The sequence below is a fragment of the Dellaglioa sp. CoH-56-MRSF-14 genome (genome assembly GCF_056782115.1).
The window spans coordinates 279,616-305,615 of sequence record NZ_JBXAYB010000002.1 but is presented as its reverse complement, the minus strand read 5'-3'; the positions used below and the strand labels follow the sequence as shown (position 1 = coordinate 305,615).

The window sequence follows — 26,000 nt, the reverse complement described above, 5'->3', positions numbered from 1 at the left end:
AGGTACAAGATAGCTATTATGATAATCAGTCAGATGAAGAAGTCAAAAGGTCAGATGCAAGTTATCAATTTCCATCACTTGATTTATTACCAGATCCTATTTTAGAAAATGCTGGTGAATTAGATGATTGGGTACTTTCTCAAATTGATGTATTAAATAATACATTGGAAGCATTCCATGTTAATGCAGAAGTTGATGGCTGGACAGTTGGGCCAACGGTGACCCAATTTGAAGTATCATTAGCTGCTGGTGTTAAGGTAAGTAAGATTACCAACCTTGTTGATGACTTGAAACTAGCGCTTGCTGCAAAAGATATCCGTGTAGAGGCGCCAATTCCTGGACGTAGTAGTGTTGGAATTGAAATACCTAATTTAAAATCAAGACCAGTCCTTCTCTCGGAAGTATTGAGATCTCCAGTGTTTATAGAAAATAAATCACCATTGACGGTGGCGTTAGGTGTCGATTTATTTGGTGAAGCACAAGTAACTAACTTACAAAAAATGCCGCATGGATTAATTGCTGGTGCTACAGGGTCTGGTAAGTCAGTTTTTATCAATAGTTTATTAGTTTCTATTTTATATAAGGCAACACCAAACGAAGTTAAATTGTTATTGATTGATCCTAAAGCTGTCGAATTAGCGCCATATCATGATATTCCTCATTTATTAGCACCTGTTATATCAGATGCAAAAGCAGCTTCGGCAGCTTTGAAATGGGCTGTTGATGAAATGGAAGAACGCTATCAAAAATTAGCTGCAGCTGGAGCTAAAAATATTGGTAACTTTAATCAAAAAGCAGAAGCTAATGGCGATTTTGGCCTAAAGATGCCGTATATTTTAATTATTATTGATGAATTAGCTGATTTAATGATGGTTGCTTCAAATGAAGTTCAAGAATATATTGCAAGAATTACACAAAAAGCTAGAGCAGCAGGAATTCATTTAATTCTGGCTACACAACGACCAAGTGTTGATGTTGTTACGGGTACAATTAAAAATAATATTCCAACTCGAATTGCATTTATGGTTTCTAGTCAAATTGACTCGAGAACTATCTTGGATACGGCCGGTGCTGAAAAATTACTTGGACGAGGCGATATGCTCTATCTAGGTAATGGATCAAGTCAGGCTGTTAGGTTACAAGGAACGTATATAGAAGATGAAGTAGATTTAATTACAGATTTTGTTAGAACTCAAGGAAAGCCAAGATATGCATTTAATCCAGATGGACTGAAAAAAATGGCAGATCAAAATGAACAACAAGATGATTTATTGCCAGGTATTTTAGATTTTATTGCGCACGAACAAACCATTTCAACTTCTAAATTACAGCGCGTCTTTTCAATTGGGTATAATAGAGCTGCCAATATTATTGACGAACTTGAAAATCAGCAACATATCTCACATGCTAAGGGGTCGAAACCTCGAGATGTGTATTTAAATGAAGATGAACTCAGACGGATGAGAGAAGAATTTTAACGACAAACTGAATATTAACTCATTTTATGGTAAAATTATGAATGAATAATGTCAGAAAAGGGGATAATGATGAATAACCAAAAAGTATATTATTTTGTAGGAATAAAAGGCTCAGGGATGAGTTCTTTAGCATTAATTTTACACGATCAAGGATTTAAGGTTGAAGGCTCTGATATTGACCAATATACATTCACACAACGTGGATTAGAATTAGCTAATATTAAGGTTTATTCATTTGATGAAAAAAATATCCATGAAGGTTTGACTGTAATTGCGGGAAATGCATTTACAGCGGATCATCCTGAACTTAAAAAGGCACGTGAAATGGGATTAGATATTGTCAGTTATCCTGAAATGTTAAGTCGATTAATGGAAGGTTACACAAGTATTGGTGTTGCCGGCTCTCATGGTAAAACAAGTACAACAGGATTGCTTGCACATGTCTTAAGTGGTATTGCACCAACGAGTTACTTAATTGGGGATGGTACTGGTAAAGGAAAACCTGATGCAAGATTCTTTGTTTATGAAGCAGATGAATACCGTCGACATTTTGTTGCCTATCACCCAGATTATTCAATTATGACTAATATTGATTTTGATCATCCAGATTATTTTACTGGTATTGATGACGTTTTTGATTCATTTGAAACAGTTGCAAAACAAACCAAAAAAGGAATATTTGCTTGGGGAGATGATCCTTTACTCCGTAAAATAAAAGCTGATGTTCCAATTTATTATTATGGTACAAAGGATTCTGATGATTTCCAAGCTCGTGATATAAAACGAACAACTAAAGGTTCTGAATTCGATGTTTATTATCACGATACATCATTAGGTCATTACCAAATTCCAATTTTTGGTGAACATAATATCTTAAATAGTTTGGCCGTTATTGCTGTTTCGTATTTTGAAAAAGTTGATTTAGAAGAAATTGCAAGTGAATTATTAAGTTTTAAAGGGGTTAAACGCCGGTTTAGCGAAAAGTATATTGGTGATATGACAATTATTGATGATTACGCACATCATCCATCAGAAATTAAAGCAACAATTGATGCTGCTCGTCAAAAATATCCTGATAAAGAATTAATTGCGGTCTTCCAACCACATACGTTTAGTAGAACTATTGCGTTGATGGATGATTTTGCAATTAGTTTGAATCTTGCCGATAAGGTTTATTTAACGGATATTTTCAGTTCTGCTCGTGAAACATCAGGTAATGTTTCTAGTGAAGATCTTGGTGCAAAGATTGTTAAGGGTGGCGAGATTATCAAACTTGATAATCTTTCGCCATTACTTGATTACAATAATGCAGTTGTTATTTTTATGGGCGCTGGAGATGTCCAAAAATATGAATATGCATATGAAGAATTATTGAGTAATTTAAGTTTTAAAAATAATTAGTTGCTGAAAAAGAAATGATTTTCGAATCATTTCTTTTTTATTACTTAATTTTTTTTTACGAAAAGTGAAAATTCTTGATAATTTTACATGATTTGGTACACTTGTCCTTATACATACAAGGGGTTATCCTTTAAAAAGGTTAATGCTGTATGAGGTTAAAAGTCATGTTGTATTCTGATTAAAATAAGTAGTATTGCTCTAACTTATTTCATTTTATTAAATTAGTTGTAATAGGTTTTAGTGTATTAATCACAATATTTTAAACATGATTTCTTAATTAACAAGGAGGAAAATAAGATGGATAATCAAAATAGCGTTATTATTAATGAAAAAGATGGATTAAATCATTTTTTAGCAAAATTATATGGGTATATGGCGCTTGCAGTTGGCGTTTCAGCTGTCACAGCATTTTTAACATTGACAGTATTTCAAAAATTAGTTTATGGCTTTATGGCAGAACATTCATGGTCAATTTGGGCATTATTTATTGTCCAATTGGTGGTTGTCTTAAATATTAACGTAAAGGCATCAAGGGCACCATTTGTAACATTTGCTTTATTGATGGGGTATTCTGTACTTGAGGGCGTAACGTTGTCGTTGATTATATCAATGTATTCAGTCGGGAATATCATTGCTGCATTTGCCGCAAGTTCGGCTGTATTCGTTACGATGACCATTTTAGGAAATGTTACTAAACGAGATTTAACTAAATTAGGCACACAGGCATTAGCAGCTTTGGTTGGACTAATTGTTGCTTCATTTGTAAATTTATTCTTACAAAGTGAACTTATTAATTACGTATTCTCATATATCGCTGTGATTATTTTCACCATTTTAACAGCGTGGGACACACAAAAATTAAGACAAGTATTTTTACAACGAGATAGCAATGTTTCAGTTTCTAACTTAGCTATGACAGGTGCACTAATGTTATATCTTGATTTTATTAATTTATTCATTTCATTCTTACAAATCTTTGGTTACGGTGGTAGAGATTAGTAATTCATAAATAAGAAGGTTAAACCTCCAAGTTAAGGATTTATAACTTGGGGGTTTTTATTACTTTATTGAGTTATTAGCGTATTCATTATTAATCACGGCTGATGTTTGGTAAAATAGAGATAGAGATTTTCAAAGGAGACGGATATTAAATGACTAATACTAATGAGAAACTACTATTGATTGATGGAAACAGTATTGCCTATCGTGCATTTTTTGCATTGTACCAATCTGTAGATAGATTTACAAACCAAGCTGGGTTACATACAAATGCATTATATGGGTTTAATAATATGTTGAATGTCATATTAGATACCGAAAAACCGACACATGTATTAGTTGCATTTGATGCAGGAAAGACAACATTTAGAACTAAAAAATATGATAATTACAAGGCCGGTAGATCAAAAACACCGCCAGAACTAAAAGAACAAATGCCATATTTTAGAGAATTACTAGCAGGATACGGCATTAAAACTTACGAATTAATTGATTTTGAAGCAGATGACATTATAGGCACAATGGCAAAAAAAGGTGAAGAAGCTGGATATAATGTGACTATTGTGACTGGAGATCGAGATTTAACACAATTAACAACCGATAAAGTAACAGTTTCTGTCACAAAAAAAGGCGTTAGTGAAATCGAAAAATTTACACCAGAGCATGTAATGGAAAAATTTGGATTAACACCATTGCAAATTATTGATATGAAGGGATTAGTTGGCGATACGTCAGATAATTATCCCGGTGTTACTAAAGTTGGTGAGAAGACTGCAATTAAATTATTAACAGAATATGACTCAATGGAGAATCTTTACGAAAATATTGATCAATTAAAGAAAAGTAAAATGAAAGAGCATTTAATTGAAGATAAAGATCAAGCATTTATGAGCAAAGATTTAGCCAGAATTCGACAAGATGCACCTATCACAATCGATTTTCCTGATACAAAATGGGATGGAAAAGACTTAGATAAGTTAGTTGCTTTCTATGAAAAAATGGATTTTAAAAAATTTTTAAGTCAATTAAATTTAAATTCAGCATCAGATAGTGTAGAAATGAATTTATTTCCAGAACCTAAAAAGACAGATTATAAAGTATTAACTAGTGATAATTTAGATGAATTATCTAAATTATCACAACCAATTTCTTTTTATTTAGAGATGTTGGAAGATAATTATCATACAGCAGATTTTGATGGATTTGCGATAGGTGATGGCAATCAATTTTTCGTAACACGAGATGTTGATTTGTTAAAATCTAAAACTTTAGTTTCAATTCTTTCAAATGATAAAATTAAAAAGAATGTATTTAATTTTAAACGTAATTATGTAGCATTGAACCGATTGGACATTCAACTTGCAGGAACTGAATTCGATCTTTTGTTGGCTTCATATTTGTTAGATACAAGTGATAATAGTAATGATCTTAGTAAAGTTGCACAGAAACATGATTACTATGACGTTAAGTCTGATGAAGAGGTATATGGTAAAGGCGTTAAACGTGCAATTCCAGAAGATGATGATATTTTCTTTAGTCATATGGCATCGAAAGTTGACGCCTTAAATCTTTTGAAAGAACCATTAATGGCCGGATTAGTTGATCATGAGCAAATGGATTTGTACACGGATATGGAACTTCCTCTTTCACTTGTATTAGCCAAGATGGAAATTCAAGGCATTAATGTGGATGCCGATAGATTGAAGATTATGAAAAAGGAATTTTCAACTATTTTAAGTGATATGGAAACTAAAATTTATAGTGAAGCTGGTGAAGAATTTAATATTAATTCACCAAAACAATTAGGCGTTATTTTATTTGAAAAATTAAAATTACCTGTTGTTAAAAAAACTAAAACAGGTTACTCAACTGCAGTTGATGTTTTAGAACAACTTAGTACAATAGCTCCAATTGCAGATTTAATTTTAAAATATCGACAAATTGCAAAAATTCAATCAACGTATGTTGAAGGATTATTAAAAGTTAGACATGAAGATAAGAAAGTTCATACAAGATACCTACAAACACTGACAGCGACAGGCCGATTATCATCTGTAGATCCTAATCTACAAAATATTCCGGTCCGCGTTCCTGAAGGTAAGAAAATTAGACAAGCATTTATACCTGAACATAAGGGATGGAAAATATTCTCATCTGACTATTCACAAATTGAGTTGCGTGTTTTGGCCCATATTGCGCATGATGCTAATATGCAAGAAGCTTTTAAAGAAGGAATCGATATCCATGCTAATACAGCAATGAAAATTTTTAGTTTAGAATCGCCAGATGACGTGACGTCAAATATGCGTCGAACAGCTAAGGCAGTCAATTTTGGGATTGTTTATGGTATTAGTGATTATGGATTGTCACAAAATATTGGGATTACTAGAAAACAAGCACAAACATTTATTGATACTTATTTAAATGAATTTACAGGCGTTAAGAACTACATGGAAAGCGTTGTGCGTGAAGCTAAAGATAAGGGCTATGTTGAAACATTATTCCATCGTCGTCGTTATTTACCAGATATTAACAGTCGAAACTTTAATTTACGTTCTTTTGCTGAAAGAACTGCAATGAATACCCCAATTCAAGGTAGTGCTGCGGATATTATTAAAGTAGCGATGATTAATATGAACAAAATGTTAGAAGAAGAACATTTACAAGCCAAAATGTTATTACAAGTACATGATGAATTAATTTTTGAAGCACCTGAAGAAGAAATTGCTATCTTGCAAAAGAAAGTTCCTGAAGTTATGGACGCTGCTGTTTCTTTAGAGGTTCCTTTAAAAGTTGAGAGTGCGTTTGGTGATAGTTGGTTTGATACTAAATAAAAAGTGGTTGGGGGTAATTATATGCCAGAATTACCAGAAGTTGAAACGGTTCGAAGAGGTCTTAGTCAATTAGTTATAGGTAAGACAATTAAATCAATTGATGTTTTATGGCCTAAAATTGTATCTGGGGATGTACTAGATTTTAAGCGTGAATTAGAAGGTAGAAAGATTGAATCAATCGATAGACTGGGTAAATACTTACTTTTTCGTTTTGATAGTAAAATGACAATGGTTTCTCATTTAAGAATGGAAGGCAAATATTTTGTCCGTGGATCAGATGAACCAATTGAAAAACATTCCCACGTCATATTTCATTTAACTGATGGGCAAGATTTAAGATACAATGATGTTCGTAAGTTTGGACGCATGCAACTAATCCCCACAGGTCGAGAACGTGAACTTTCGGGACTTAAGAAGCTAGGACCAGAACCGACAGAAGATGATTTTAAGCTCAGTTATTTCAAAAAATATTTATCTCGTAAGCATATGGCAATCAAGCCTGTGTTATTAAATCAAGAAGCGGTTGCTGGTCTTGGAAATATTTATGTTGATGAAGTTTTATGGATGAGTAAAATTAATCCGGAACAGCCAGCAAATTTAATTTCTGATAGGAAATTAGCTATATTACGTAAAAATATTATTCTTGAGCTAGCCACTGCGGTACAAGCTGGTGGAACAACAATTAGATCCTATACGGGTGCGTTTGGTGAGACGGGTTTGTTCCAATTTGATTTGAATGTCTATGGTCAAACAGGAAAACCATGTCCTAGATGCGGAGCGCCTATTGTTAAAATAAAAGTGGCACAACGAGGGACACACTACTGTCCACATTGCCAACCGTTAAAGGAAGTTTAAAAATGACTTATATTCTTGGACTAACTGGTGGCATAGCAACAGGTAAATCAACAGTTAGTCGTATTTTTAGAGAAGAAAATATCACAGTTATTGATGCAGACGTTATTGCGAGACAAGCTGTTGAACCAGAATCTGTAACATTAAAAATAATCATTCAAACATTTGGTGAAAAATATTTATCATTAACCGGGAATTTGAATCGAAAAGAGTTAGGTCAGCTAGTTTTTAATGATGCAACAGAGTTAAAAAAATTGAACGGCATTATGGTTCCTGCTATTAGAAAAGAAATCTTGTCACAAATAGAAGTCCAAAAAAAATTAGGTAGCCAGTTAATTATTTTGGATATGCCTTTATTATTTGAGCAAAACTACCAATTACTTTGTGATGCAGTAATGGTTATCTATGTACCTGAAACAGCACAATTAGAACGTTTAATGAAGCGGGATGAATTGTCTTTAGATGAGGCGATGTTAAGGGTTAAAGCACAATGGCCCATTCAAAAGAAAAAAGATTTAGCAGATTTTGTAATAGATAATTCAACAACGGTTGCCGTTACAAGGGTTCAAGTGCTAAACTGGCTTAGTAATCAAATTAATGGTTAAATAATGTAAATAAAAAATAATGAGGTGTCACAATGAAATGTCCACATTGCCAACATAATGGCTCTCGAGTCGTTGACAGTCGACCAACAGATGAAGGTCGCGTTATCAGACGACGTCGTGAATGTGAAAATTGTGAATTTAGATTCACAACATTTGAACGAGTTGAAGCTACACCACTACTTGTTATTAAAAAAAATGGAACACGTGAAGAATTTAATCGTGAAAAGATTCTTAAAGGTATTATCAGTTCTGCTGAGAAAAGACCAGTTTCAATGAAAGCTATCACTCATCTTGTGGATCAAGTGGAAAATAATGTTAGAGCATTAGGTGAAAATGAAATTTCTAGCCAACTAATTGGTGAATATGTTATGGGATTATTGGCTGATGTAGATGAAATTGCGTACATTAGATTTGCTAGTGTTTATCGCCAATTTAAAGATATGAGTGTTTTCTTAAAAGAATTAAATGAAATGATGGCTCGTGATAAAACACCTACAGATAAACCGGATTTGAAGGAATGATAATCAATGATTGATATATGCGGAAATATGAGTCCGAAAGACGGTTATGTCGTTTTAATGGATGAAAAAGTTACAAATGATGATATTGAACGACTAGACTACTTGTATCAACCTGTTATGGGTGTGATTGCGAGTGGTCTATTTGCTCTATTGAAAGGTGAGGCAGGTCAAAATCCACAATTATCTAATCGAAAGATGCATAGTGAATTACTTGCATTACTAAATATTGACATAGCAATGTTTTATGAAGCAAGAAGTGCCCTTGAAGCTTTAGGGCTTTTGAAGAGCTTTGAAAAAGAGGATGCAATAGGAAAAGTTGTTGTCTATCAATTGCGTCGACCTTTGCAAGCAACTGATTTTTTTACAGATGATTTACTAAGCACTTTACTCTGGGAATCGATTGGTGATGGTAGGTACAAAGAAATTACCACTCGATTTGCGTTACCAATTTTAAAATTAGATGGCTTCAAAGAAACATCTAAAAGTTTCTTAGATGTTTTCCAAGTTAATCAAGATCATTTGTCTAATAAACCTGATATTATTTCTGAAAGTAAAAAAGTTTTTTCAACGGACAAGAAGATACCGAAAAAGTTAGTTGAGTCAGGTAGTATTGAGTCATTTGATTTTAAATTTTTTATTGAACTACTGGAAAAGAGTTTCGTTTCTTTGGATAATATCAATGAACAGCGGGATTTAATTATTTCAGAGCATCTCTTGTATGGTATTGATGAAATCGAAATGGCCCAATTTATTGGAGATTCAGCTGACTTATCAACAAATGAAGTTGATTATAATTCATTCAAGCAACATATTGCTCACAAATATAATCAACAAATTAAACTGAAAAAACAAGAAGATTTAACAAGTAGTGATAATAAAAAGGTTAATATGAAATCTGTTGAAACGCTAAAAAAAGTTGGTTTTTCTGAAGAGGATTCGCAGTTAATTCTTGCGAGTGAAGCCTATAAACCTTTTGATTTTTTGAAATCGTTAAAAGAAAGCAAGGGTGGATATGTCACTGACAGTGAAGCATATCTGTTACAGCAACTTATTCAACGACAGATATTTTCTAATTCAGTCATTAATATTCTGATTCATTACATTTTGATTGACCGTGATTTATCAACACTTAATAAATCGTTTGTCGATACTATGGCTAATGATTGGTCACAGCAAAAAGTGAAGACACCTGAAGAAGCCATTAATCAGGTTCGACAATTTAACAATAAAAAGACTGAAACTAAGGCGTCAAACCAACGACAAAGAAAAATAATTAAAAAAGAGACATTGCCTGATTGGGCTAAAGATGACTATCAAGCACCAAAAGTGGATGTAAAAGTTGATAAGGATGAACTAAAAAGACAACTTGCTGAATTTAATAAAACAGCACCCAAAGGAGGAAAATGATGGAAGATTTAGGGACAGAAATCAAAAAATTTCTTGAAAAGGACAACCTGAGTGAAAGATATCCTAATGTTAATTATCGTGATTTAATGAGAAAAGTTTATGAAGATTCAGATGTCATCGCTTTTTTAGATAGAAATAAAGCTGAATTAACAGAGGATAGTATTCGACGCGCTGATGCAAAATTGTATGAATTCTTATCTGAAAAAAATAAAATTATTCTTGGTAAAGGAATGATAGCACCAGGTTATAAGCCACAATTGGTTTTGAATAATCATATGATTGATGTTTCCTATGTACCAACAGATTCTTTTATCGAGGCTCAAAAAAGTAGAGCATTAGCTAAGCGAGTTAAATCAATGAGTATGTCTAAAGATATCAAAAACGCGACTATGAATGGCTTTGATATGGATGAACGTGGGGATGCACTTAGCCAGAGTTTAAAATTTATAACAACATTTGTTGATAGTCCTAAATCTTATCACCAAGCAATGTATTTTTATGGTAGCTTTGGCGTTGGTAAAACATATCTTTTAGGTGCTATGGCCAATGAATTAGCAAGTCGAGGATACCAAACGACTTTAATGCATTTCCCTAGTTTTGCAGTTGAAATTAAAAATGCTATTAGTGATAATCGTGTTTATGACATGCTAAATGCTGTTAAAAAATCTGAAATTTTAATGATTGATGATATTGGTGCCGATGCAATGTCTAGTTGGGTTCGTGATGATATTTTAGGTGTTATTTTACAATATCGCATGCAAGAAGAATTACCAACTTTCTTTAGTTCTAATTTTTCGATGAAACAACTAGAAGATGAGCATTTACGTATTAGTCAAAAGGGTGAAGACGAGCCTCTTAAGGCAAAAAGAATTATGGAACGAATTCACTTTTTAGCAAAAGAAGTTAAGATTGTTGGAAAAAATCGTCGACCTAAATAAGAATAATAGTTGCTAAATTTCACTAAAAATGGTTAAATAGTTATTAAATTGATACGGAAGATTACATTCTTTTTTTATGTCCGCAGGGAGGGAAAGCATAGCTGAAAGCTTTTCTGGCAGAGAATAAGTGATGACCACTTCCATAATGTTGCCTGATTTTTATCAGGTCGGATTGGATCCGTTAAAATCTATGGAGAAAGTTTTGTTTCGGCAAAACTTTGAATTTGGGTGGAACCACGTTAATCGACGTCCCTAATACACGATTTTATTTGTGTATTAGGGACTTTTTTTGTATCAAAAAATATTAAAACAATGGAGGAAGTTAACATGTCAAAAATAAATATTACATTTCCAGATGGCGCAGTTAAAGAGTTTGATTCAGGTATTACGACTGAAGACGTTGCAAAGTCAATTAGTCCTAGTTTAGCTAAAAAATCAATTGCCGGTAAATTCAATGGTGTTTTGGTTGATTATCTTCGTCCATTAGAGGCAGACGGCGCTATCGAAATTGTTACTAAAGAATCTGCAGACGGATTAATCGTTTTATGGCATACAGCTGCTCAAGTTTTAGCTAATGCGTTACAACAATTATACCCAGGTATGAAATTTGGTATGAGTTCTGATATTGAAAATGGTTTCTATTTTGATACAGATAATGGTGAAACACAAGTTAGCGTTGATGATTTGAAGAAAATTCAAGATAAGATGAAATCAATTGTTAAAGAAAATTTGAAAATTGAACGTCAATTAGTTTCAAAAGCTGAAGCTCTTGAATTATTTGCTGGTGACCCATATCGTGCTGAATTAGTAGTTGAAGCTACTGATGAAAATGGACAAGTTGAAATTTACAAACAAGGTGAATTCGTTAACTTAAGCGATGGCGCACAATTACGCTCAACTGCTGATGTTAAAATTTTCCAATTATTATCAGTTGCTGGTGCATATTGGCAAGGTAAATCAAGTAATCCGATGTTACAACGTGTTTATGGTACAGCGTTCTTTAAACAAAAAGATTTAGATGCTGAATTAGTTCGTCGTCAAGAAGCACGTGAACGCGATCATCGAGTAATTGGTAATGACTTAGATTTATTCTTTGTAGATCCAAAAGTTGGTGCAGGATTACCATACTGGTTACCTAATGGTGCTACAATTCGTCGTACGATTGAACGCTACATTGTTGATAAGGAAGTTTCAAATGGTTATGATCATGTTTACACACCAATCTTAGCCAACTTGGATTTATATAAAACTTCTGGTCATTGGGACCATTATCGCGAAGACATGTTCCCACCAATGGACATGGGTGATGGCGAAGAGTTAGAGTTACGTCCAATGAACTGTCCTTCACATATTCAAGTTTACAAGCATCATATTCGTTCATATCGTGATCTTCCTATCAGAATTGCTGAATTAGGAATGATGCATCGTTATGAAAAATCAGGTGCACTTTCTGGTTTACAACGTGTACGTGAAATGACATTAAATGATGGTCATACTTTCGTTGCTCCTGATCAAATTCAAGAAGAATTTAAAAGCGTCCTTCGTTTAATGATGGAAGTTTATGATGACTTTGGGATTGCTGACTATTCATTCCGTTTGAGCTATCGTGATCCAGCTAACACAGAGAAATACTTTGATGATAATGAAATGTGGACAAAATCACAAAGTATGTTAAAAGGTGCTATGGATGATTTAGGCTTAGATTACTACGAAGCTGAAGGAGAAGCAGCATTTTACGGTCCTAAATTAGATGTTCAAACAAAAACAGCGTTAGGAAATGATGAAACGTTATCAACAATTCAATTAGATTTCATGATGCCTGAAAAATTTGAATTATCATACATCGGTGATGATGGTGAAGAACACCGTCCTGTTATGATTCATCGTGGACTTGTTTCAACGATGGAACGTTTTACAGCTTACTTAACAGAAATGTACAAAGGAGCATTCCCAACTTGGTTGGCTCCTAAACAGGTAACAATTATTCCTGTTAAAAACGATCTTCATGCCGATTATGCGCATGATTTACGTGCTAACTTAGTTGCTCGTGGTGTACGAGTAACGGTTGATGAACGTAACGAAAAGATGGGTTATAAGATGCGTCAAGCGCAAGTTACTAAAGTACCTTATATTTTAGTTGTCGGTGATAATGAAGTAGCTGAAAATACAGTTTCTGTTCGTCGACATGGTGAAGATGATTCAAATATCTTTACAAAAGAAGATTTTATTAACAACATTACAAAAGAAATTGCCAACTATAGTCGTAAAGCATAAAAAAGACTCATTTTAATTTGCTTGACAATGAGTCTTCAAGTTGGTATGATATAAAAGTTAAGAAAAAGCAGAGGCTCCCGCTTCTCGCCTGAAGAGACAAAGAGTCTCTGGGCAGAATATTATTGAAATTAAATTCCAATTAAAATGGATTTCAAGCGGGCTGCGATAATTTATTATTGTTGCCCGTTTTTCTGTGTTTTTTCTCAAAAAAATTTGGAGGTGCATTGCCATAGCAGTTGATAAAGTAGACAAAATGGTCAATGAAGGTATCCGCGCATCGGAACTTCGTTTGATCGGTGATGATGGCGAACAACTTGGTGTTAAAACGAAACAAGAAGCACTAGATATGGCAGAAATTGCTAATTTAGATGTTGTTGTTGTTGCCGCTAACTCAAAACCACCTGTTGCTAAGATTATGGATTACGGGAAGTACCGTTTCGAATTACAAAAGAAACAAAGAGAAGCCCGTAAAAACCAAAAGATTGTTAATGTTAAAGAAGTTAGACTTAGTCCAACGATTGATATTAACGATTTCAATACAAAATTGAAAAATGCCTCAAAATTCCTTGCAAAAGGTGATAAGGTTAAAGTATCAATTAGATTTAAAGGCCGTGCAATTACGCATAAAGAAATCGGACGTGATGTCTTGAATCGCTTCGCTGACGCAGCTAAAGAAGTTGCATCAGTTGAATCAAGAGCGAAGATGGATGGACGTAGTATGTTCATGATGCTTGCACCTAAGGCTGAAAAGTAAAGCTATATTAGGAGGATATTAGATTATGCCAAAACAAAAGACTCATCGTGCATCAGCAAAACGTTTTAAACGTACAGGAAATGGTGGCTTAAAACGCTCTAAAGCATATACAAGTCATCGTATGCATGGTAAAACTAAGAAACAACGTCGTCAATTAAGCAAATCAACTACAGTGTCAGCATCAGATAACAAGCGTATCAAACAAATGCTTTCACAAATGAAATAATAAATATAAATTAGACAATTGATGCCATTTTTAAATGGCTCAATAAGGAGGAATTTTCATGCCACGAGTTAAAGGTGGAACCGTTACACGTCAACGTCGCAAAAGAATGCTTAAATTAGCAAAAGGTTACCGTGGATCAAAACATATCCAATTTAAGGTAGCTAAACAACAAGTAATGAAATCGTACCAATATTCATTCCGTGATCGCCATCAAACAAAACGTAACTTCCGTCGTCTATGGATTGCACGTATTAACGCTGCAGCACGTATGAATGGTTTAAGTTACAGCAAGATGATGCATGGCTTGAAATTAGCTGAAATTGAAGTTAACCGTAAAATGTTAGCTGAATTAGCTGTTAAAGATTCAGCAGCATTTGCTGCTGTTGCAGAAGAAGCTAAAAAAGCATTAAGTAAATAATAACTTTTAAGAGGATACTTGACCAATTGTCAAGTATCCTCTTTTTTTAATAAAATTTCTGTAAATAAGTTAAGTATGTTATTTTTAGTGAAATCAAAAAAATTTTATGTGATATCAATGATTATGGTCTATGTAACTAATAAGACAAAATATAATCTTAAAAAGAGCAATATAAAATTGAAATAACTCGTTTCTATTATTTTAAAATGAGAAAATAAAATTAATTTCATTTGTTTTCATGGAAAACATGCAATTTTGTTGAAAGTACATTATACTTAGATTATTATTCTAAAATTGAGGTAGCTAACATGCTTGAGAGATATAAACCAACTTGGATGGTTGAATCAATTTATGATTTAACACCAGAGGATTTACAAAATCATGGAATTAAAGTTGTTATGACTGATTTAGACAATACATTAATTGCATGGGATAACCCAAACGGAACCCCAGAATTGAAGAATTGGTTAGAGCTTATAGCTGCGGCTTCAATTCCAGTGATTGTTGTATCTAACAATAGTCACGAACGTATTGAAAAGGCACTGGAACATATTGGATTACCATTTGTTTCCAGAGCTCTAAAACCATTTACAAAAGGAATTAACCAAGTTAAAAATGAATTTAAGATGAATAATCAAGATTTAGTTTTAATAGGTGATCAATTGATGACTGATATTGCTGCTGCGAATAATGCGGGCATTAAAAGTATATTGGTTAAACCACTTGTTGAATCAGACGCTTGGAATACAAAACCTAATCGTTTCATTGAAAAAAGAATTAAAAATCACTTAATTAAAAAACACGATTTTAAAACTAAATGGGGGAATTCATTGGATGACTGACATAATTGAAGTACCAGAAATTGACGAAGATCTTTTTTGTATTGGCTGTGGCTCAAAAATTCAAAGTGAAGAAGTAGATGAATTAGGCTATACACCTAAATCCGCAGTAAAAAAAGGACTTGAAACAAATGAACTATATTGCCAAAGATGTTTTAGACTACGACATTACAATGAAATTGCTGACGTTAAGTTAACTGATGATGATTTCCTAAAATTATTGAATCAAATTGGTAGTGCTGATGCATTAATCGTCAACGTTATTGATATTTTTGATTTTAATGGTAGTCTAATTCCTGGATTACATCGATTTGTGGGTGATAATCCTGTTTTAATGGTTGGAAATAAAGCTGATTTATTGCCTAAGTCATTGAGACGTTCGAAGTTAAAGGATTGGATGAGACAACAAGCTAATTTACAAGGATTACGACCAATTGATGTTGCATTGACAAGTGCAACAAAAAACTTTGCGATTGATGAATTATTAGAATTAATTGAAAAGTATCGTGAAGGCCGTGATGTGTACGTTGTTGGAGTAACTAATGTTGGTAAATCAACATTGATTAATCAAATCATTAAACAAAGAACAGGTGTCCAAGACCTGATTACAACTTCAAGATTCCCAGGAACTACGCTTGATAAGATTGAAATTCCATTGGACGATGATCGAGCTTTAATTGATACACCAGGTATTATTCATCAAGACCAGATGGCTCATTATCTATCAGGTAAGGCGCTAAGATTAGTTTCTCCTCAAAAAGAAATTAAACAACGCGTCTATCAGTTAAATGAAAACCAAACATTATTCTTTGGGGCTGTTGCAAGATTTGATTACATTTCAGGGGGAACTCCTGGTGTTGTCGTTTATCTTGATAATGATTTAATGATTCATAGAACAAAAACTGAGACTGCAAGTGAATTTTATGAGAAACATGCTGGTGGTTTATTAAATCCACCAACAGATGATGAAATGAACGACTTCCCAGAATTAGTTCGTTTTGAATTTAAAGCAACACAAAAAAGTGATTTAGTTTTTGCCGGACTTGGATGGGTAACCATTAATGAGGGTGCTAAAGTCGCTGGCTGGGCACCAAAAGGTGTTTCGGTTCTTTTACGTAAAGCAATGATATAAGAGGAGTTAACTAACATATGACATTAAGAGGCAAACAAAAAAGATATCTACGCAGTCAGGCACATCATTTACGTCCACTTTTCCAAGTTGGAAAAGAAGGCGTGTCTACTAACTGGTTAAACCAAATTCGCGAAGCAATTGAAAAACGCGAATTAATCAAAATTAACATGCTACAAAATGCAACAATTGATACAAATGAAGTTCGTATTTTTATTGAATCTAATAGTTCAATTCAAGTTGTTCAAGTGATTGGTCATACATTAGTGCTTTATCAAGCAGCAACAGATGTCGAAAATCGAGATATCTCTGACAAAGTTAATTTACTCGCTTAATTTAAAATTTTGAGGAGGTTTTTAGCTTGACTATTCAAGTCCAAAAATTAAAAGAAATTAATTTAGTTACGAAATTTAAGACTAAACCCATTCTTGATAATACGAAAAAGCGTGTTGGAATTCTCGGGGGTACGTTTAATCCGCCTCACTTAGGTCATTTAATAATTGCTGATCAAGTTTGTCAGCAATTAGGATTAAGTGAAGTTCGATTTATGCCGGATGCAACACCACCACATGTGGATAAAAAGGAAGCAATTGATGCAAAGTATCGCCTTGATATGGTTAATCAAAGTATCGCGGATAACGATAAGTTTAAGCTGGAAGATACTGAAATTAATCGCGGTGGTATTAGCTACACCTATGACACTGTGGTTGCTTTAAAAGCAGCTCATCCGGAAAATGATTACTATTTTATTATTGGCGGCGATATGGTAGATTATTTACCGAAATGGTCTCGTATTGATGAATTAGTAAAATTAGTACATTTTGTTGGAGTTAAACGAACGGGATTTGAACAAACAAGTCAGTATCCTATACTTTGGGTTGATGTACCAACAATTGATATTAGTTCAACACAAATTCGAGATAAGATAAAAAAAGGCTGTTCAATTAATTATTTAGTACCTAAGGCAGTCTCAAATTATATTGAGAAAGAAGGGTTGTATCGTGAATAATTTAGTTTATTCTAATAATCTTTTTAGTGGAACTAGAGAAGAATTAGTACAGATTTTGAAGGAAACTTTGAGTGAAAAAAGATTTCAGCATGTGTTAAATGTTGAAAAATCTGCAATTGAACTTGCTCAAAATAATAATGGTGATATTGAAAGAGCAAGTATTGCTGGACTTATTCATGATTATGCCAAGGAGCGGACAGATGACACCTTTATCAGAACAATTAAGCAAAAACATATGGATCCTGATTTATTAAATTGGGGGAATGCTATCTGGCATGGAATTGTTGGCGCAGAGTTGATACATGATGAATTAGGTATTACAGATGATAAAATTTTAACATCAATTGTGAAGCATACGACAGGCGATGTTGAGATGGATTTGTTGGATAAAATTGTCTACGTCGCTGATTTCATCGAAGAAGGTAGGACGTTCTCTGGCGTTCTTGAAGCACGAAAAAAAGCATTTGAAAGTTTGGATGCAGCTGTTGGATTTGAAACAAAACATACACTAAGTTATTTAATTAATACCAATAAAAGAGTGTATCCTAAAACAATTTTGACCTTTAATAAATGGGTCGCAGAATAGAGGAGTAATAATGAATAGTATAGAAAAATTAGAAATCGCAGTTAAGGCTGCTGACAGTAAACGTGGCGAAAAGACGGTGGCTATTGATGTCCATGAAATTAGTCTATTAGCTGATTATTTCATGGTGACACAAGCTGACTCAGCTCACCAAGTTAAGGCTATCGTCAAAGAAATTCAAGATCAAGAAGAACTAGCAGGTGTTGAAGTCCGTCGTATTGAAGGACGTAATTCAACTAGTTGGGTTTTATTAGATTTTGGAGATTTAATTGTGCATGTATTTAAAACTGAATCACGTGAATTTTATGATCTTGAAAAATTCTGGTCTGAAGGCGCATCTGTAGATTTATCAGCATGGATTGAAGAATAATGATTTATACCACCTTTTCAAAATTGTATGATCAATTAATGGATCCTGATTTATATGATTCTTGGCAAACATTTGTCGAAACACAAGTTCCTGATAAGAAAACTGAAATTCTTGAATTAGCTTGTGGTGCAGGTCAATTAGCAATTGCTTTAACGCAATCTGGTTATTCAGTCGTTGGTTTAGATTTATCTGAAGAAATGTTATCAATTGCTGACCAACACGCACAGGATGCGAATGTATCCTTGCCTTTAGTACAAGGTGATATGATGAATTTGGAAGAGGCAGAGTTACCACAATTTGATGCGGTAACTTGTTTTGCTGACTCATTTTGTTATTTACCTGACGCTGATGCTGTAGGAAACGTTTTTAAATCAATTCATGGATTACTACAAGAAAATGGTCGATTCATTTTTGATGTTATCTCAACCTATCAAACGGATGAGATTTATCCAGGTTATATGTACAACTATCAGGATGATGATCAAGCTTTTTTGTGGTCAACATTTAAAGATGAAGAGCCACACAGTGTCGTTCATGAATTAACTTTTTTTGTCAAAAATGATACTAACTGTCAATTTGAACGTCTAACTGAGGACCATCATGAACGAACATATTCAGTTAATACGTATACTGAATTGTTAAAAAATGCTGGATTTAAGAATATTAAAATTTCGGCTGATTTTGGCACAAGTCAAGTTGATGATAAAACAACAAGACTATTTTTTGTCTGCGATAAATAGGAGTGAGTTACTTGGACACGACTGGGGTTATTGTTGAATATAATCCGTTTCATAACGGACATTTGTATCAGATTAATCAAATAAAAGAAAAGTATCCTGATACGACGATTATTGCCCTTATGAGCGGACAATTCTTACAGAGAGGTATTCCAGCTGCACTTGATAAAGAGAGCCGTACGGAGCAAGCATTGCAATCTGGTGTTGATTTAATAGTTGAGTTACCCGTTGCATTTTCTGTTCAACCGGCTGATTTGTTTGCTCAAGGTGCCATTAAATTATTGGCCGGATTAAAGATAACCAGACTTGTTTTTGGTGCTGAACATCCTGATTTGGATTTTATGACTATCGCAACTGAAATTCAAACGTTAGATAGTGAGTTTAATCAGTTTAATGAAACGTATGCCACACAATATCAACGAGCTGTTTTTGAAAAAACAGGTGTTCAAATTAATCGGCCTAATGATTTGTTAGGTTTAGCTTATGCTGAAGCCTGCATAGCCGAAAAAGCCGAAATCCAGTTATGTCCGATTCAACGTATAGAGGCTGATTACCATGAAACAAAATTTGTTGATACTCAAAAAATTACAAGTGCAACAGCAATTAGATTAGCAGTTCAACATCAAGAATCGATTGTAGAAGTTGTTCCTAATCAAACTCGACTTGATTCAGAAAATGAAAGATGGGCCGATTGGACAGATTTTTGGCCATATCTTCGATATCAGTTGAGTCTATCAACACCAGGTCAATTATCGTCGATTTATGGCATGTCTGAGGGTATTGAGTATCGTTTGTTGCAGCAGTACGAAAAGTTGCCTGACGAGGCTAATTTTGATGATTGGGTCCAAGCCGTTAAGTCGAAACGAGTAACTTATACAAAAATCTCAAGACTAGCAACTTATATTTTGTTACAAATAAAGCAAAATGAAATTGACAAACAATATAAGCAGCCTTATTATCATGTCTTAGGGTTCTCAAAAAAAGGTCAAACGCTGCTTAATCATTTAAAAAAGGAAGTGCCATATCCTATAATAACAAAAATTAGTAAAAAGGATAAAGAGGGACTTTACCAATTAGATTATCGAGCAGGAATTATTTATGGGCTAGTTAGTCATAAAAAATCGGATCTTTTTAGAAGACCTAAACAAATTAATTAACATACTGTCAAGGATATACCATTGACAATGTTTTTAATCACAGGTATAATCATAAGCGTTGCATTAGGAGGCATATTTGCATGAAATGGTCCTTAGTTGAGTTAAAAAAACAAAGTGATGAACCACTTCAAGTTGACGAAATGTTAAACCTTTCCGAAGGATTAATGCTGCGCAACAAAACAATTACAGCTGTTTCAGAAGTCCATGTTACGGGCATTCTGTCAGCAGATCATCAAGATGTCATTGGTCATTTTAACGTTAGTTTAACAGTTGAAATGCCATCAACACGATCATTAAAGAGTGTCGATGTCCCATTAAATTTTTCAGTTGATGAATTTTATGTAGGCTATCGCGATAAAGCACTTGAACGGTTTGATAAAAATGATGTTGTAATTATTTTGGAAGAAGATATGCTCAATTTGAATTCTGTGATAGAGGATAATGTGTTATTACAGATTCCGATGCAGATACTGACTGATGATGAGAGAAAAGCAGAAGATTTACCAACCGGAGACGACTGGGAAGTTCTTACTGAAGATAAACTCGTACAGGTTAGAAAAGAAAAAGTTGATCCTCGATTTGCCTCATTACAAAATTTTTTTGATAATGATGGTTCTGAAGAGGAATAAACATAACAATACTTTTATTAAAAGTTTTGGATAATTTTAAAGGAGGTGTTTGATAATGGCAGTACCAGCACGTAAAACATCAAAAACACGTAAGAGAATGCGTCGTACGCATTACAAGTTAACTGTCCCAGGTATGAGCGCTTGCCCTAACTGTGGCGAATTAAGAAAATCACATTATGTATGTCCTAGCTGTGGTTTTTATGACGGAAAAGAAGTCGTAAAAGTAAACAACTAAATCTACATTAAGTAAAAAGCCTTAACAACCATGGTGTTAAGGCTTTTTCTGTACAAAAAAAATAAGATTCAATTGAATCTTATTTTTTTTCACTAATTTTCAAACTTATAATTTTGAAGTCTGTCTCTGGATCAAAAAATTGAAAAGGTAATTTGGCATGGCTTTCAATATAAGTTACATTTTTAGCCGGTGTTTTAACAGCCTTAAAAGTGGGCGATTTGATAGATTTAATTAAATCTATCAAATCTAGAAGTAATAACTCTGGTTTGTTACTAAGATTAGACCAGCCTGAAAATTCGGAACGATAATTTTTAAAGATTGTTTTTCTTATCGGACTGATGAAAGCATTACTACTGTCATTTTCGTAAGGAATTGACTGAGATGCGATAGTGTGCTGACTTGTGGTACTATAAATTTGAATTCGACTATCTTTTAAATCTAAAAAATCGGCCGTTAATAATTTGTCGTTAACTTGGACAACTAAGTCAAAAGTAGGGATATTGTTAGAAAATTCTGCTTTTGCGCGACTGTATAAAAAAGTATCGATGGCATAATATAATTCTTGTACTTCAACTAATTTCATATTTGAAAGACCTCCTGAAATCAGTATAACAAAAAAAGGTAAAATAGATAGGAATTTTTGATGTCTAGTGTATAATTGACGTTGAAAGTTAAATGGGTTTATTGACAAAGTCGGTAGCTGATACTTTCTTAGATTACATGGTTTTTGATTCACAAAAAATTAAAGAAATGTAGGAGGTATTATAATGGATAAAGCACAAATTGGTGTTATTGGAATGGCTGTTATGGGTAAAAATCTCGCATTGAATGCTGAGAGTCGTGGCCGTACGGTAGCTATTTATAATAGAACGGGAGCTAAAACTGAGCAAGTTATGAAAGACCACTCAGAAAAAAAATTAGTACCCAGCTACTCAATTAAGGATTTTGCAGATTCATTAGAAAAACCTAGAAGAATTATTATCATGGTAAAAGCTGGCAAACCAACTGATGCTGTTATTGCAGAACTATTACCATTCTTAGATAAAGGTGATGTTTTAATTGATGGTGGTAATACTTACTTTGAAGATACAGTACGCCGTAATGCAGAATTAGATAATTCTGGAATTAACTTTATTGGAATGGGCGTTTCAGGTGGCGAAATTGGTGCACTTGAAGGACCATCAATGATGCCAGGTGGCCAAAAAGAGGCATATGACCTTGTTGCACCAATTCTTGAGGAAATGTCTGCTAAAGCTAGCGATGGGACACCATGTGTGACTTATATCGGTCCTAACGGTGCTGGTCATTATGTTAAGATGGTTCATAATGGAATTGAATATGGTGATATGGAATTAATTTCTGAATCATATCATTTGTTAAGAGATTTATTAGGCCTCTCAGTTGATGAAATCGCTGATATCTTCTCTGACTGGAACAAAGGTGAATTGGATAGTTACTTGATCGAAATTACTGCTGATATCTTAACACGTAAAGATGATTTAGGCACTGGTAAACCTATTGTTGATGTTATCCTCGATCGTGCTGGAAATAAAGGTACTGGTAAGTGGTCATCACAGAGTGCACTTGAATTAGGTGTTCCTCAGTCAGTTATTTCTGAATCTGTTTATGCACGTTACATTTCAGCAATGAAAGAAGAACGTGTTGAAGCAAGTAAAGTTTTACCTAAACCAGAAGTTAAATTAGGTGAATTAGATAAAAAAGAATTAATTGAAAAAATTCGTGAAGCATTATACTTTAGTAAAATCATGAGTTATGCACAAGGATTTGAACAATTACGTGTTGCCTCAGAACATTATGAATGGGATTTAAACTTTGGTGATATGGCTAAGATTTGGCGTGCTGGATGTATCATTCGTGCCCGTTTCTTACAAAATATTACTGACGCATTTGACGAAAAAGCTGATTTAAATAACATCTTATTAGATGGTTACTTCAAAGATATTGTTAAAAAATATCAAGAATCAGTTCGAGATATCGTTGGTATTGCTGTTAAAGCTGGTATTCCAGTTCCTGGATTCAGTGCAGCAATTACGTATTACGATCAATACCGTTCAGAAGTTTTACCTGCTAATTTAATTCAAGCACAACGTGATTACTTTGGTGCTCATACGTATGAACGTACTGATAAACCAGGTTCATTCCACTATACTTGGTATACTGAACAATAAAAAAAGTTAATAAATATACTAAAAAAGGCTATCTAACAACGATTTAAAAGTTGTTAGATAGGCCTTTTTTTCTTTTGGTTACGCTTTTGGTTACGTTTGAGTTAAGTATCTAAATATTGTAATAGTTTTGAAGTTACTGTTATATAGATTTGGGTAATCCTTACATTGGAATGACCAAGTAGATCTTCAATGCTGTTAAAGGAGGTACCGACTCCATGTAAAATTAACAAACACAAAATTGTTATCACTCTTTAAAAATTAACGTTGATATCCTAAATTTGGAGAAGTGACTTTTCCAGTAGATTTATTGACGTCAAATTCTACCATGTGTGTTTCAGTATCGAAGACGGATACAATATATTTATTACCTTTATCTAAAGTATCGCTTGATTTAACTTTTGGTTCCCAGTCGCTTGTCTCATTATTGAATGATTTAAAATAGCTTAAAGCAAGTGATTCAGCTTTTGATTGCGTCATCTTAGTTGATGTAGATGAACTTGTAGATTTTTCAGTGGTAGTAACGTTATTTTTCTCAGCCTCAATACTAGAAGAGCTTGCGGCAATAGAACTTTCAGCTGCGGTAATTGAAGAACTTGCAGCTGAGATGCTAGATGCTTGAGCAGATGATTCTGATGATGCTTTACTTTCGGAAGTTGCTTTTTTTATGGACTCTTTCTTACTTGATTCCTTTTTAGCTTTTATAATACTAGATGATGCAGCCTCAGAAGATGAAGAATCCTTACTTGTATTCTTGCTATTCCCACATGCAGTTAGTGAAAGTAGTGTGATGGCAGTAATCCCGACTATTGTTATTTTTTTATTCATAACACAAATTCCTCCAAATATTTTTATAGTAAAAAGCGAGCAGTGGGAATTGAACCCACTCGAAGTATCTATACGCCCGTTATCTATTTGTTTAATTTAGTGTACTAGTACCATCCCTATAATTAAGAGTAACACCGGCCTCTACATTAAAAATGTAAGTATTGAATTTAATTGAGGAGCTACCAATAGATTGAGCTTCCATTTGTACGCCACGAGCAAGAAGTTCATCTCCTCTGAATATTGGAGTAACGCGGTATCTAATATAGTTATTAGGATGTTCTTTAAGGTAAGTAGCTATATCCATTTCATGGGCAAGCATTTCAGGTGCATTCAGTTCACGAGTACCCGTAATTAAATTCTTTGGATTATTGTTCTGACCTGATAATTGATAACCAATTAAATGGCTACGATTATATAACCATCCGTTACTAATACGTTTATTTTTCCAGCCAGTAGGGTTCCAAGTTAACCCTTCGCGTTTCGCGGTAGGCATTAAAGATTTACTTAACATTGCATTGGCGGTTCCAGCACGATTCAGAGAATCTAGGTTGCTGTACGCTTCCCAAGTACCTTTACTAGTAGATAGGGTGCTTTCGCTGAAAGTAGGAATATTATTATTAACTTCTATTTCAGATTTATCACTATAGTTTAGAGATGATAAATCAAGTGTCTTAGATTTTTTAGTTGTTTCTTTTTTTGAAGAATCTTTACTATCATATTTAGCTAACTTATTTTTTAATTCTTTGATTTCTTTGTTAAGTTTGTCTAATTTCACTTGTTCTTTATCAACTTTATTATTAATTTCTTCTGCTTGCTTTTTGGCAGTATAGTCGTAAGTAACATGTGAATCAGATTTTGCTAAAACGGTAGTCGTGTTACTGATACCAATAAAAGTGAATGATAAAATTAGAACACGTATTAATAAATGATTAGTTGATTTCATTATTTTTTCGCCTTTCTATATCCAGCATCTTGAGCGGCTTGTTCTGTTTGGAAAGTAATCGCATTTGATTTACTCATTTTATAACCAGTTTGACCGGGAGTATGGTAAATTTTAGAATTAGTATTACCGATGATGGATCCTCCGCCAGTAGTAACAGAATCTGCGTTAGATGAATCCGTAGATGTAGAATTATTTTCTTTTTGAACGCTGTTAAAATGTTCTTGTTCTTTTTTTGCAGCTAGTCTTTGAGAACTTTCAGATTTAGATTTAGCTTTAGATTCACTTTCTTTTTCAGAAGTGGCTTTAGATTCTTTCTCATTTAATTTTTTACTCAATGATTCAGCTTCAGATTCTTTTGAAGAAACTTCTTTTTTTATAGATTCATATTTTGACTCTGCCTTTTTCTTATCGGCAGAGCCAACTTTTGTTACGGTAGTAAGGGGCGATTGTTTTTTAGTTGGTTCGGCCTGACTAGTCATCCCAATGCCTACAAGTGAAATGATCAGTACAGCAGTAGGGTACCAAACCCGTTTCTTGATTTTAGTGTATATATTTGGATTTTTAGTTTTTGTCATAAATCTTTTAACTGTGTAGTAAATAATAAAATATATTGAAATAAAAAAAATAAGTGCAAATAAAACGTTCATA

The 26,000-nt window shown here is 33.6% G+C and carries 28 protein-coding genes and 1 other annotated feature; of the genes, 24 read left to right on the top strand and 4 right to left on the bottom strand.

Annotation, left to right across the window (positions count from 1 at the left end):
• The 23 genes from AC1RPX_RS03330 to rpmF all read left to right on the top strand — a co-directional run.
• On the top strand, positions 1–1,478 hold a 1,478-nt coding region (locus AC1RPX_RS03330; RefSeq protein ID WP_481762406.1), incomplete at its 5' end, for a DNA translocase FtsK.
• A 69-nt stretch (positions 1,479–1,547) separates the two neighbouring features.
• The gene (murC, locus tag AC1RPX_RS03325; RefSeq protein ID WP_481761401.1) at positions 1,548–2,879 is read left to right on the top strand and encodes a UDP-N-acetylmuramate--L-alanine ligase; all 1,332 of its coding nucleotides are present in this window, start codon (positions 1,548–1,550) and stop codon (positions 2,877–2,879) included.
• 297 nt (positions 2,880–3,176) lie between these two features.
• Complete coding sequence (locus AC1RPX_RS03320; protein WP_481761197.1) at positions 3,177–3,878, top strand: Bax inhibitor-1/YccA family protein; 702 nt, start codon at positions 3,177–3,179, stop codon at positions 3,876–3,878.
• Between the two features lie 152 nt (positions 3,879–4,030).
• Positions 4,031–6,712, top strand: a complete 2,682-nt coding sequence (gene polA, locus AC1RPX_RS03315; protein WP_481761198.1) for a DNA polymerase I — start codon at positions 4,031–4,033, stop codon at positions 6,710–6,712.
• Positions 6,713–6,733: 21 nt separating this feature from the next.
• Entirely contained in the window at positions 6,734–7,567 is an 834-nt protein-coding gene (mutM, locus tag AC1RPX_RS03310; RefSeq protein ID WP_481761199.1) for a DNA-formamidopyrimidine glycosylase, read from the top strand.
• Between the two features lie 2 nt (positions 7,568–7,569).
• Entirely contained in the window at positions 7,570–8,169 is a 600-nt protein-coding gene (gene coaE, locus AC1RPX_RS03305; RefSeq protein WP_481761200.1) for a dephospho-CoA kinase, read from the top strand.
• A gap of 32 nt (positions 8,170–8,201) precedes the next feature.
• Positions 8,202–8,690, top strand: coding sequence for a transcriptional regulator NrdR (gene nrdR, locus AC1RPX_RS03300; RefSeq protein WP_409022693.1), 489 nt, complete (start codon positions 8,202–8,204; stop codon positions 8,688–8,690).
• Positions 8,691–8,696: 6 nt separating this feature from the next.
• On the top strand, positions 8,697–10,097 hold the full coding sequence (locus AC1RPX_RS03295) for a replication initiation and membrane attachment family protein (protein WP_481762173.1): 1,401 nt from the start codon (positions 8,697–8,699) through the stop codon (positions 10,095–10,097).
• The gene (dnaI, locus tag AC1RPX_RS03290) at positions 10,097–11,035 is read left to right on the top strand and encodes a primosomal protein DnaI (protein WP_409022691.1); all 939 of its coding nucleotides are present in this window, start codon (positions 10,097–10,099) and stop codon (positions 11,033–11,035) included. Before AC1RPX_RS03295 ends, dnaI begins: the two co-directional genes overlap by 1 nt.
• Before the next feature lie 327 nt (positions 11,036–11,362).
• Positions 11,363–13,309, top strand: coding sequence for a threonine--tRNA ligase (thrS, locus tag AC1RPX_RS03285; RefSeq protein WP_481761202.1), 1,947 nt, complete (start codon positions 11,363–11,365; stop codon positions 13,307–13,309).
• Between the two features lie 59 nt (positions 13,310–13,368).
• Positions 13,369–13,506: a sequence feature (ribosomal protein L20 leader region), on the top strand.
• Positions 13,507–13,562: 56 nt separating this feature from the next.
• Entirely contained in the window at positions 13,563–14,063 is a 501-nt protein-coding gene (gene infC / locus AC1RPX_RS03280; protein WP_409022689.1) for a translation initiation factor IF-3, read from the top strand.
• Positions 14,064–14,088: 25 nt separating this feature from the next.
• Positions 14,089–14,289 (top strand): 50S ribosomal protein L35, encoded by a 201-nt coding sequence (rpmI, locus tag AC1RPX_RS03275; RefSeq protein ID WP_057973380.1) that lies wholly within the window; start codon positions 14,089–14,091, stop codon positions 14,287–14,289.
• A gap of 58 nt (positions 14,290–14,347) precedes the next feature.
• A complete protein-coding gene (gene rplT / locus AC1RPX_RS03270; protein WP_409022688.1) occupies positions 14,348–14,707 on the top strand; it encodes a 50S ribosomal protein L20 in 360 nt (119 codons plus the stop codon).
• Positions 14,708–15,015: 308 nt separating this feature from the next.
• Entirely contained in the window at positions 15,016–15,549 is a 534-nt protein-coding gene (locus tag AC1RPX_RS03265) for a YqeG family HAD IIIA-type phosphatase (protein ID WP_409022687.1), read from the top strand.
• Positions 15,542–16,678 (top strand): ribosome biogenesis GTPase YqeH, encoded by a 1,137-nt coding sequence (yqeH, locus tag AC1RPX_RS03260; RefSeq protein WP_481761203.1) that lies wholly within the window; start codon positions 15,542–15,544, stop codon positions 16,676–16,678. Before AC1RPX_RS03265 ends, yqeH begins: the two co-directional genes overlap by 8 nt.
• Positions 16,679–16,695: 17 nt before the next feature.
• Positions 16,696–17,010, top strand: a complete 315-nt coding sequence (yhbY, locus tag AC1RPX_RS03255; RefSeq protein ID WP_409022685.1) for a ribosome assembly RNA-binding protein YhbY — start codon at positions 16,696–16,698, stop codon at positions 17,008–17,010.
• Between the two features lie 26 nt (positions 17,011–17,036).
• Entirely contained in the window at positions 17,037–17,684 is a 648-nt protein-coding gene (locus tag AC1RPX_RS03250) for a nicotinate-nucleotide adenylyltransferase (protein ID WP_481761204.1), read from the top strand.
• Positions 17,677–18,270 (top strand): bis(5'-nucleosyl)-tetraphosphatase (symmetrical) YqeK, encoded by a 594-nt coding sequence (gene yqeK, locus AC1RPX_RS03245; protein ID WP_481761205.1) that lies wholly within the window; start codon positions 17,677–17,679, stop codon positions 18,268–18,270. Before AC1RPX_RS03250 ends, yqeK begins: the two co-directional genes overlap by 8 nt.
• Before the next feature lie 10 nt (positions 18,271–18,280).
• Entirely contained in the window at positions 18,281–18,637 is a 357-nt protein-coding gene (gene rsfS, locus AC1RPX_RS03240; protein ID WP_481761206.1) for a ribosome silencing factor, read from the top strand.
• Positions 18,637–19,377: a class I SAM-dependent methyltransferase gene (locus AC1RPX_RS03235; protein WP_481761207.1), complete on the top strand. Its 741-nt coding sequence runs from the start codon at positions 18,637–18,639 to the stop codon at positions 19,375–19,377. The genes rsfS and AC1RPX_RS03235 overlap by 1 nt, the downstream gene beginning before the upstream one ends.
• A gap of 11 nt (positions 19,378–19,388) precedes the next feature.
• The gene (locus AC1RPX_RS03230; RefSeq protein ID WP_481762405.1) at positions 19,389–20,531 is read left to right on the top strand and encodes a nucleotidyltransferase; all 1,143 of its coding nucleotides are present in this window, start codon (positions 19,389–19,391) and stop codon (positions 20,529–20,531) included.
• An 80-nt stretch (positions 20,532–20,611) separates the two neighbouring features.
• A complete protein-coding gene (locus AC1RPX_RS03225) occupies positions 20,612–21,160 on the top strand; it encodes a YceD family protein (protein ID WP_409022679.1) in 549 nt (182 codons plus the stop codon).
• Between the two features lie 55 nt (positions 21,161–21,215).
• Complete coding sequence (gene rpmF, locus AC1RPX_RS03220) at positions 21,216–21,395, top strand: 50S ribosomal protein L32 (protein ID WP_057973392.1); 180 nt, start codon at positions 21,216–21,218, stop codon at positions 21,393–21,395.
• A 79-nt stretch (positions 21,396–21,474) separates the two neighbouring features.
• On the opposite strand, the gene AC1RPX_RS03215 is transcribed toward rpmF, so the two are convergent.
• On the bottom strand, positions 21,475–21,978 hold the full coding sequence (locus tag AC1RPX_RS03215; protein ID WP_481761209.1) for a hypothetical protein: 504 nt from the start codon (positions 21,976–21,978) through the stop codon (positions 21,475–21,477).
• 184 nt (positions 21,979–22,162) lie between these two features.
• Here AC1RPX_RS03215 and gndA point away from each other — a divergent pair, with 184 nt between their 5' ends.
• A complete protein-coding gene (gene gndA, locus AC1RPX_RS03210) occupies positions 22,163–23,584 on the top strand; it encodes an NADP-dependent phosphogluconate dehydrogenase (protein WP_481761210.1) in 1,422 nt (473 codons plus the stop codon).
• A gap of 258 nt (positions 23,585–23,842) precedes the next feature.
• Here gndA and AC1RPX_RS03205 read toward each other — a convergent pair whose 3' ends face one another.
• The 3 genes from AC1RPX_RS03205 to AC1RPX_RS03195 all read right to left on the bottom strand — a co-directional run bounded on the left by AC1RPX_RS03205 (position 23,843) and on the right by AC1RPX_RS03195 (position 25,999).
• Positions 23,843–24,409, bottom strand: coding sequence for a hypothetical protein (locus AC1RPX_RS03205; protein ID WP_481761211.1), 567 nt, complete (start codon positions 24,407–24,409; stop codon positions 23,843–23,845).
• A gap of 91 nt (positions 24,410–24,500) precedes the next feature.
• Positions 24,501–25,352, bottom strand: a complete 852-nt coding sequence (locus AC1RPX_RS03200) for a DNA/RNA non-specific endonuclease (RefSeq protein WP_481761212.1) — start codon at positions 25,350–25,352, stop codon at positions 24,501–24,503.
• Positions 25,352–25,999 (bottom strand): sunset domain-containing protein, encoded by a 648-nt coding sequence (locus AC1RPX_RS03195; protein WP_481761213.1) that lies wholly within the window; start codon positions 25,997–25,999, stop codon positions 25,352–25,354. Before AC1RPX_RS03195 ends, AC1RPX_RS03200 begins: the two co-directional genes overlap by 1 nt.
• Between the last annotated feature and the right edge of the window lies 1 nt (position 26,000).

Excerpts from the sequence above, each read along its gene's own strand:
- rsfS (WP_481761206.1), top strand. The coding sequence starts at position 18,281 with ATGAATAGTATAGAAAAATTAGAAATCGCAGTTAAGGCTGCTGACAGT.
- dnaI (WP_409022691.1), top strand. The coding sequence starts at position 10,097 with ATGGAAGATTTAGGGACAGAAATCAAAAAATTTCTTGAAAAGGACAAC.
- infC (WP_409022689.1), top strand. The coding sequence starts at position 13,563 with ATGGTCAATGAAGGTATCCGCGCATCGGAACTTCGTTTGATCGGTGAT.
- gndA (WP_481761210.1), top strand. The coding sequence starts at position 22,163 with ATGGATAAAGCACAAATTGGTGTTATTGGAATGGCTGTTATGGGTAAA.
- yqeH (WP_481761203.1), top strand. The coding sequence starts at position 15,542 with ATGACTGACATAATTGAAGTACCAGAAATTGACGAAGATCTTTTTTGT.
- rpmI (WP_057973380.1), top strand. The coding sequence starts at position 14,089 with ATGCCAAAACAAAAGACTCATCGTGCATCAGCAAAACGTTTTAAACGT.
- AC1RPX_RS03235 (WP_481761207.1), top strand. The coding sequence starts at position 18,637 with ATGATTTATACCACCTTTTCAAAATTGTATGATCAATTAATGGATCCT.
- polA (WP_481761198.1), top strand. The coding sequence starts at position 4,031 with ATGACTAATACTAATGAGAAACTACTATTGATTGATGGAAACAGTATT.
- AC1RPX_RS03225 (WP_409022679.1), top strand. The coding sequence starts at position 20,612 with ATGAAATGGTCCTTAGTTGAGTTAAAAAAACAAAGTGATGAACCACTT.
- AC1RPX_RS03200 (WP_481761212.1), bottom strand. The coding sequence starts at position 25,352 with ATGAAATCAACTAATCATTTATTAATACGTGTTCTAATTTTATCATTC.
- coaE (WP_481761200.1), top strand. The coding sequence starts at position 7,570 with ATGACTTATATTCTTGGACTAACTGGTGGCATAGCAACAGGTAAATCA.
- AC1RPX_RS03320 (WP_481761197.1), top strand. The coding sequence starts at position 3,177 with ATGGATAATCAAAATAGCGTTATTATTAATGAAAAAGATGGATTAAAT.
- AC1RPX_RS03205 (WP_481761211.1), bottom strand. The coding sequence starts at position 24,409 with ATGAATAAAAAAATAACAATAGTCGGGATTACTGCCATCACACTACTT.
- AC1RPX_RS03295 (WP_481762173.1), top strand. The coding sequence starts at position 8,697 with ATGATTGATATATGCGGAAATATGAGTCCGAAAGACGGTTATGTCGTT.
- rplT (WP_409022688.1), top strand. The coding sequence starts at position 14,348 with ATGCCACGAGTTAAAGGTGGAACCGTTACACGTCAACGTCGCAAAAGA.
- rpmF (WP_057973392.1), top strand. The coding sequence starts at position 21,216 with ATGGCAGTACCAGCACGTAAAACATCAAAAACACGTAAGAGAATGCGT.
- AC1RPX_RS03265 (WP_409022687.1), top strand. The coding sequence starts at position 15,016 with ATGCTTGAGAGATATAAACCAACTTGGATGGTTGAATCAATTTATGAT.
- yhbY (WP_409022685.1), top strand. The coding sequence starts at position 16,696 with ATGACATTAAGAGGCAAACAAAAAAGATATCTACGCAGTCAGGCACAT.
- mutM (WP_481761199.1), top strand. The coding sequence starts at position 6,734 with ATGCCAGAATTACCAGAAGTTGAAACGGTTCGAAGAGGTCTTAGTCAA.
- thrS (WP_481761202.1), top strand. The coding sequence starts at position 11,363 with ATGTCAAAAATAAATATTACATTTCCAGATGGCGCAGTTAAAGAGTTT.
- AC1RPX_RS03195 (WP_481761213.1), bottom strand. The coding sequence starts at position 25,999 with ATGAACGTTTTATTTGCACTTATTTTTTTTATTTCAATATATTTTATT.
- murC (WP_481761401.1), top strand. The coding sequence starts at position 1,548 with ATGAATAACCAAAAAGTATATTATTTTGTAGGAATAAAAGGCTCAGGG.
- nrdR (WP_409022693.1), top strand. The coding sequence starts at position 8,202 with ATGAAATGTCCACATTGCCAACATAATGGCTCTCGAGTCGTTGACAGT.
- AC1RPX_RS03215 (WP_481761209.1), bottom strand. The coding sequence starts at position 21,978 with ATGAAATTAGTTGAAGTACAAGAATTATATTATGCCATCGATACTTTT.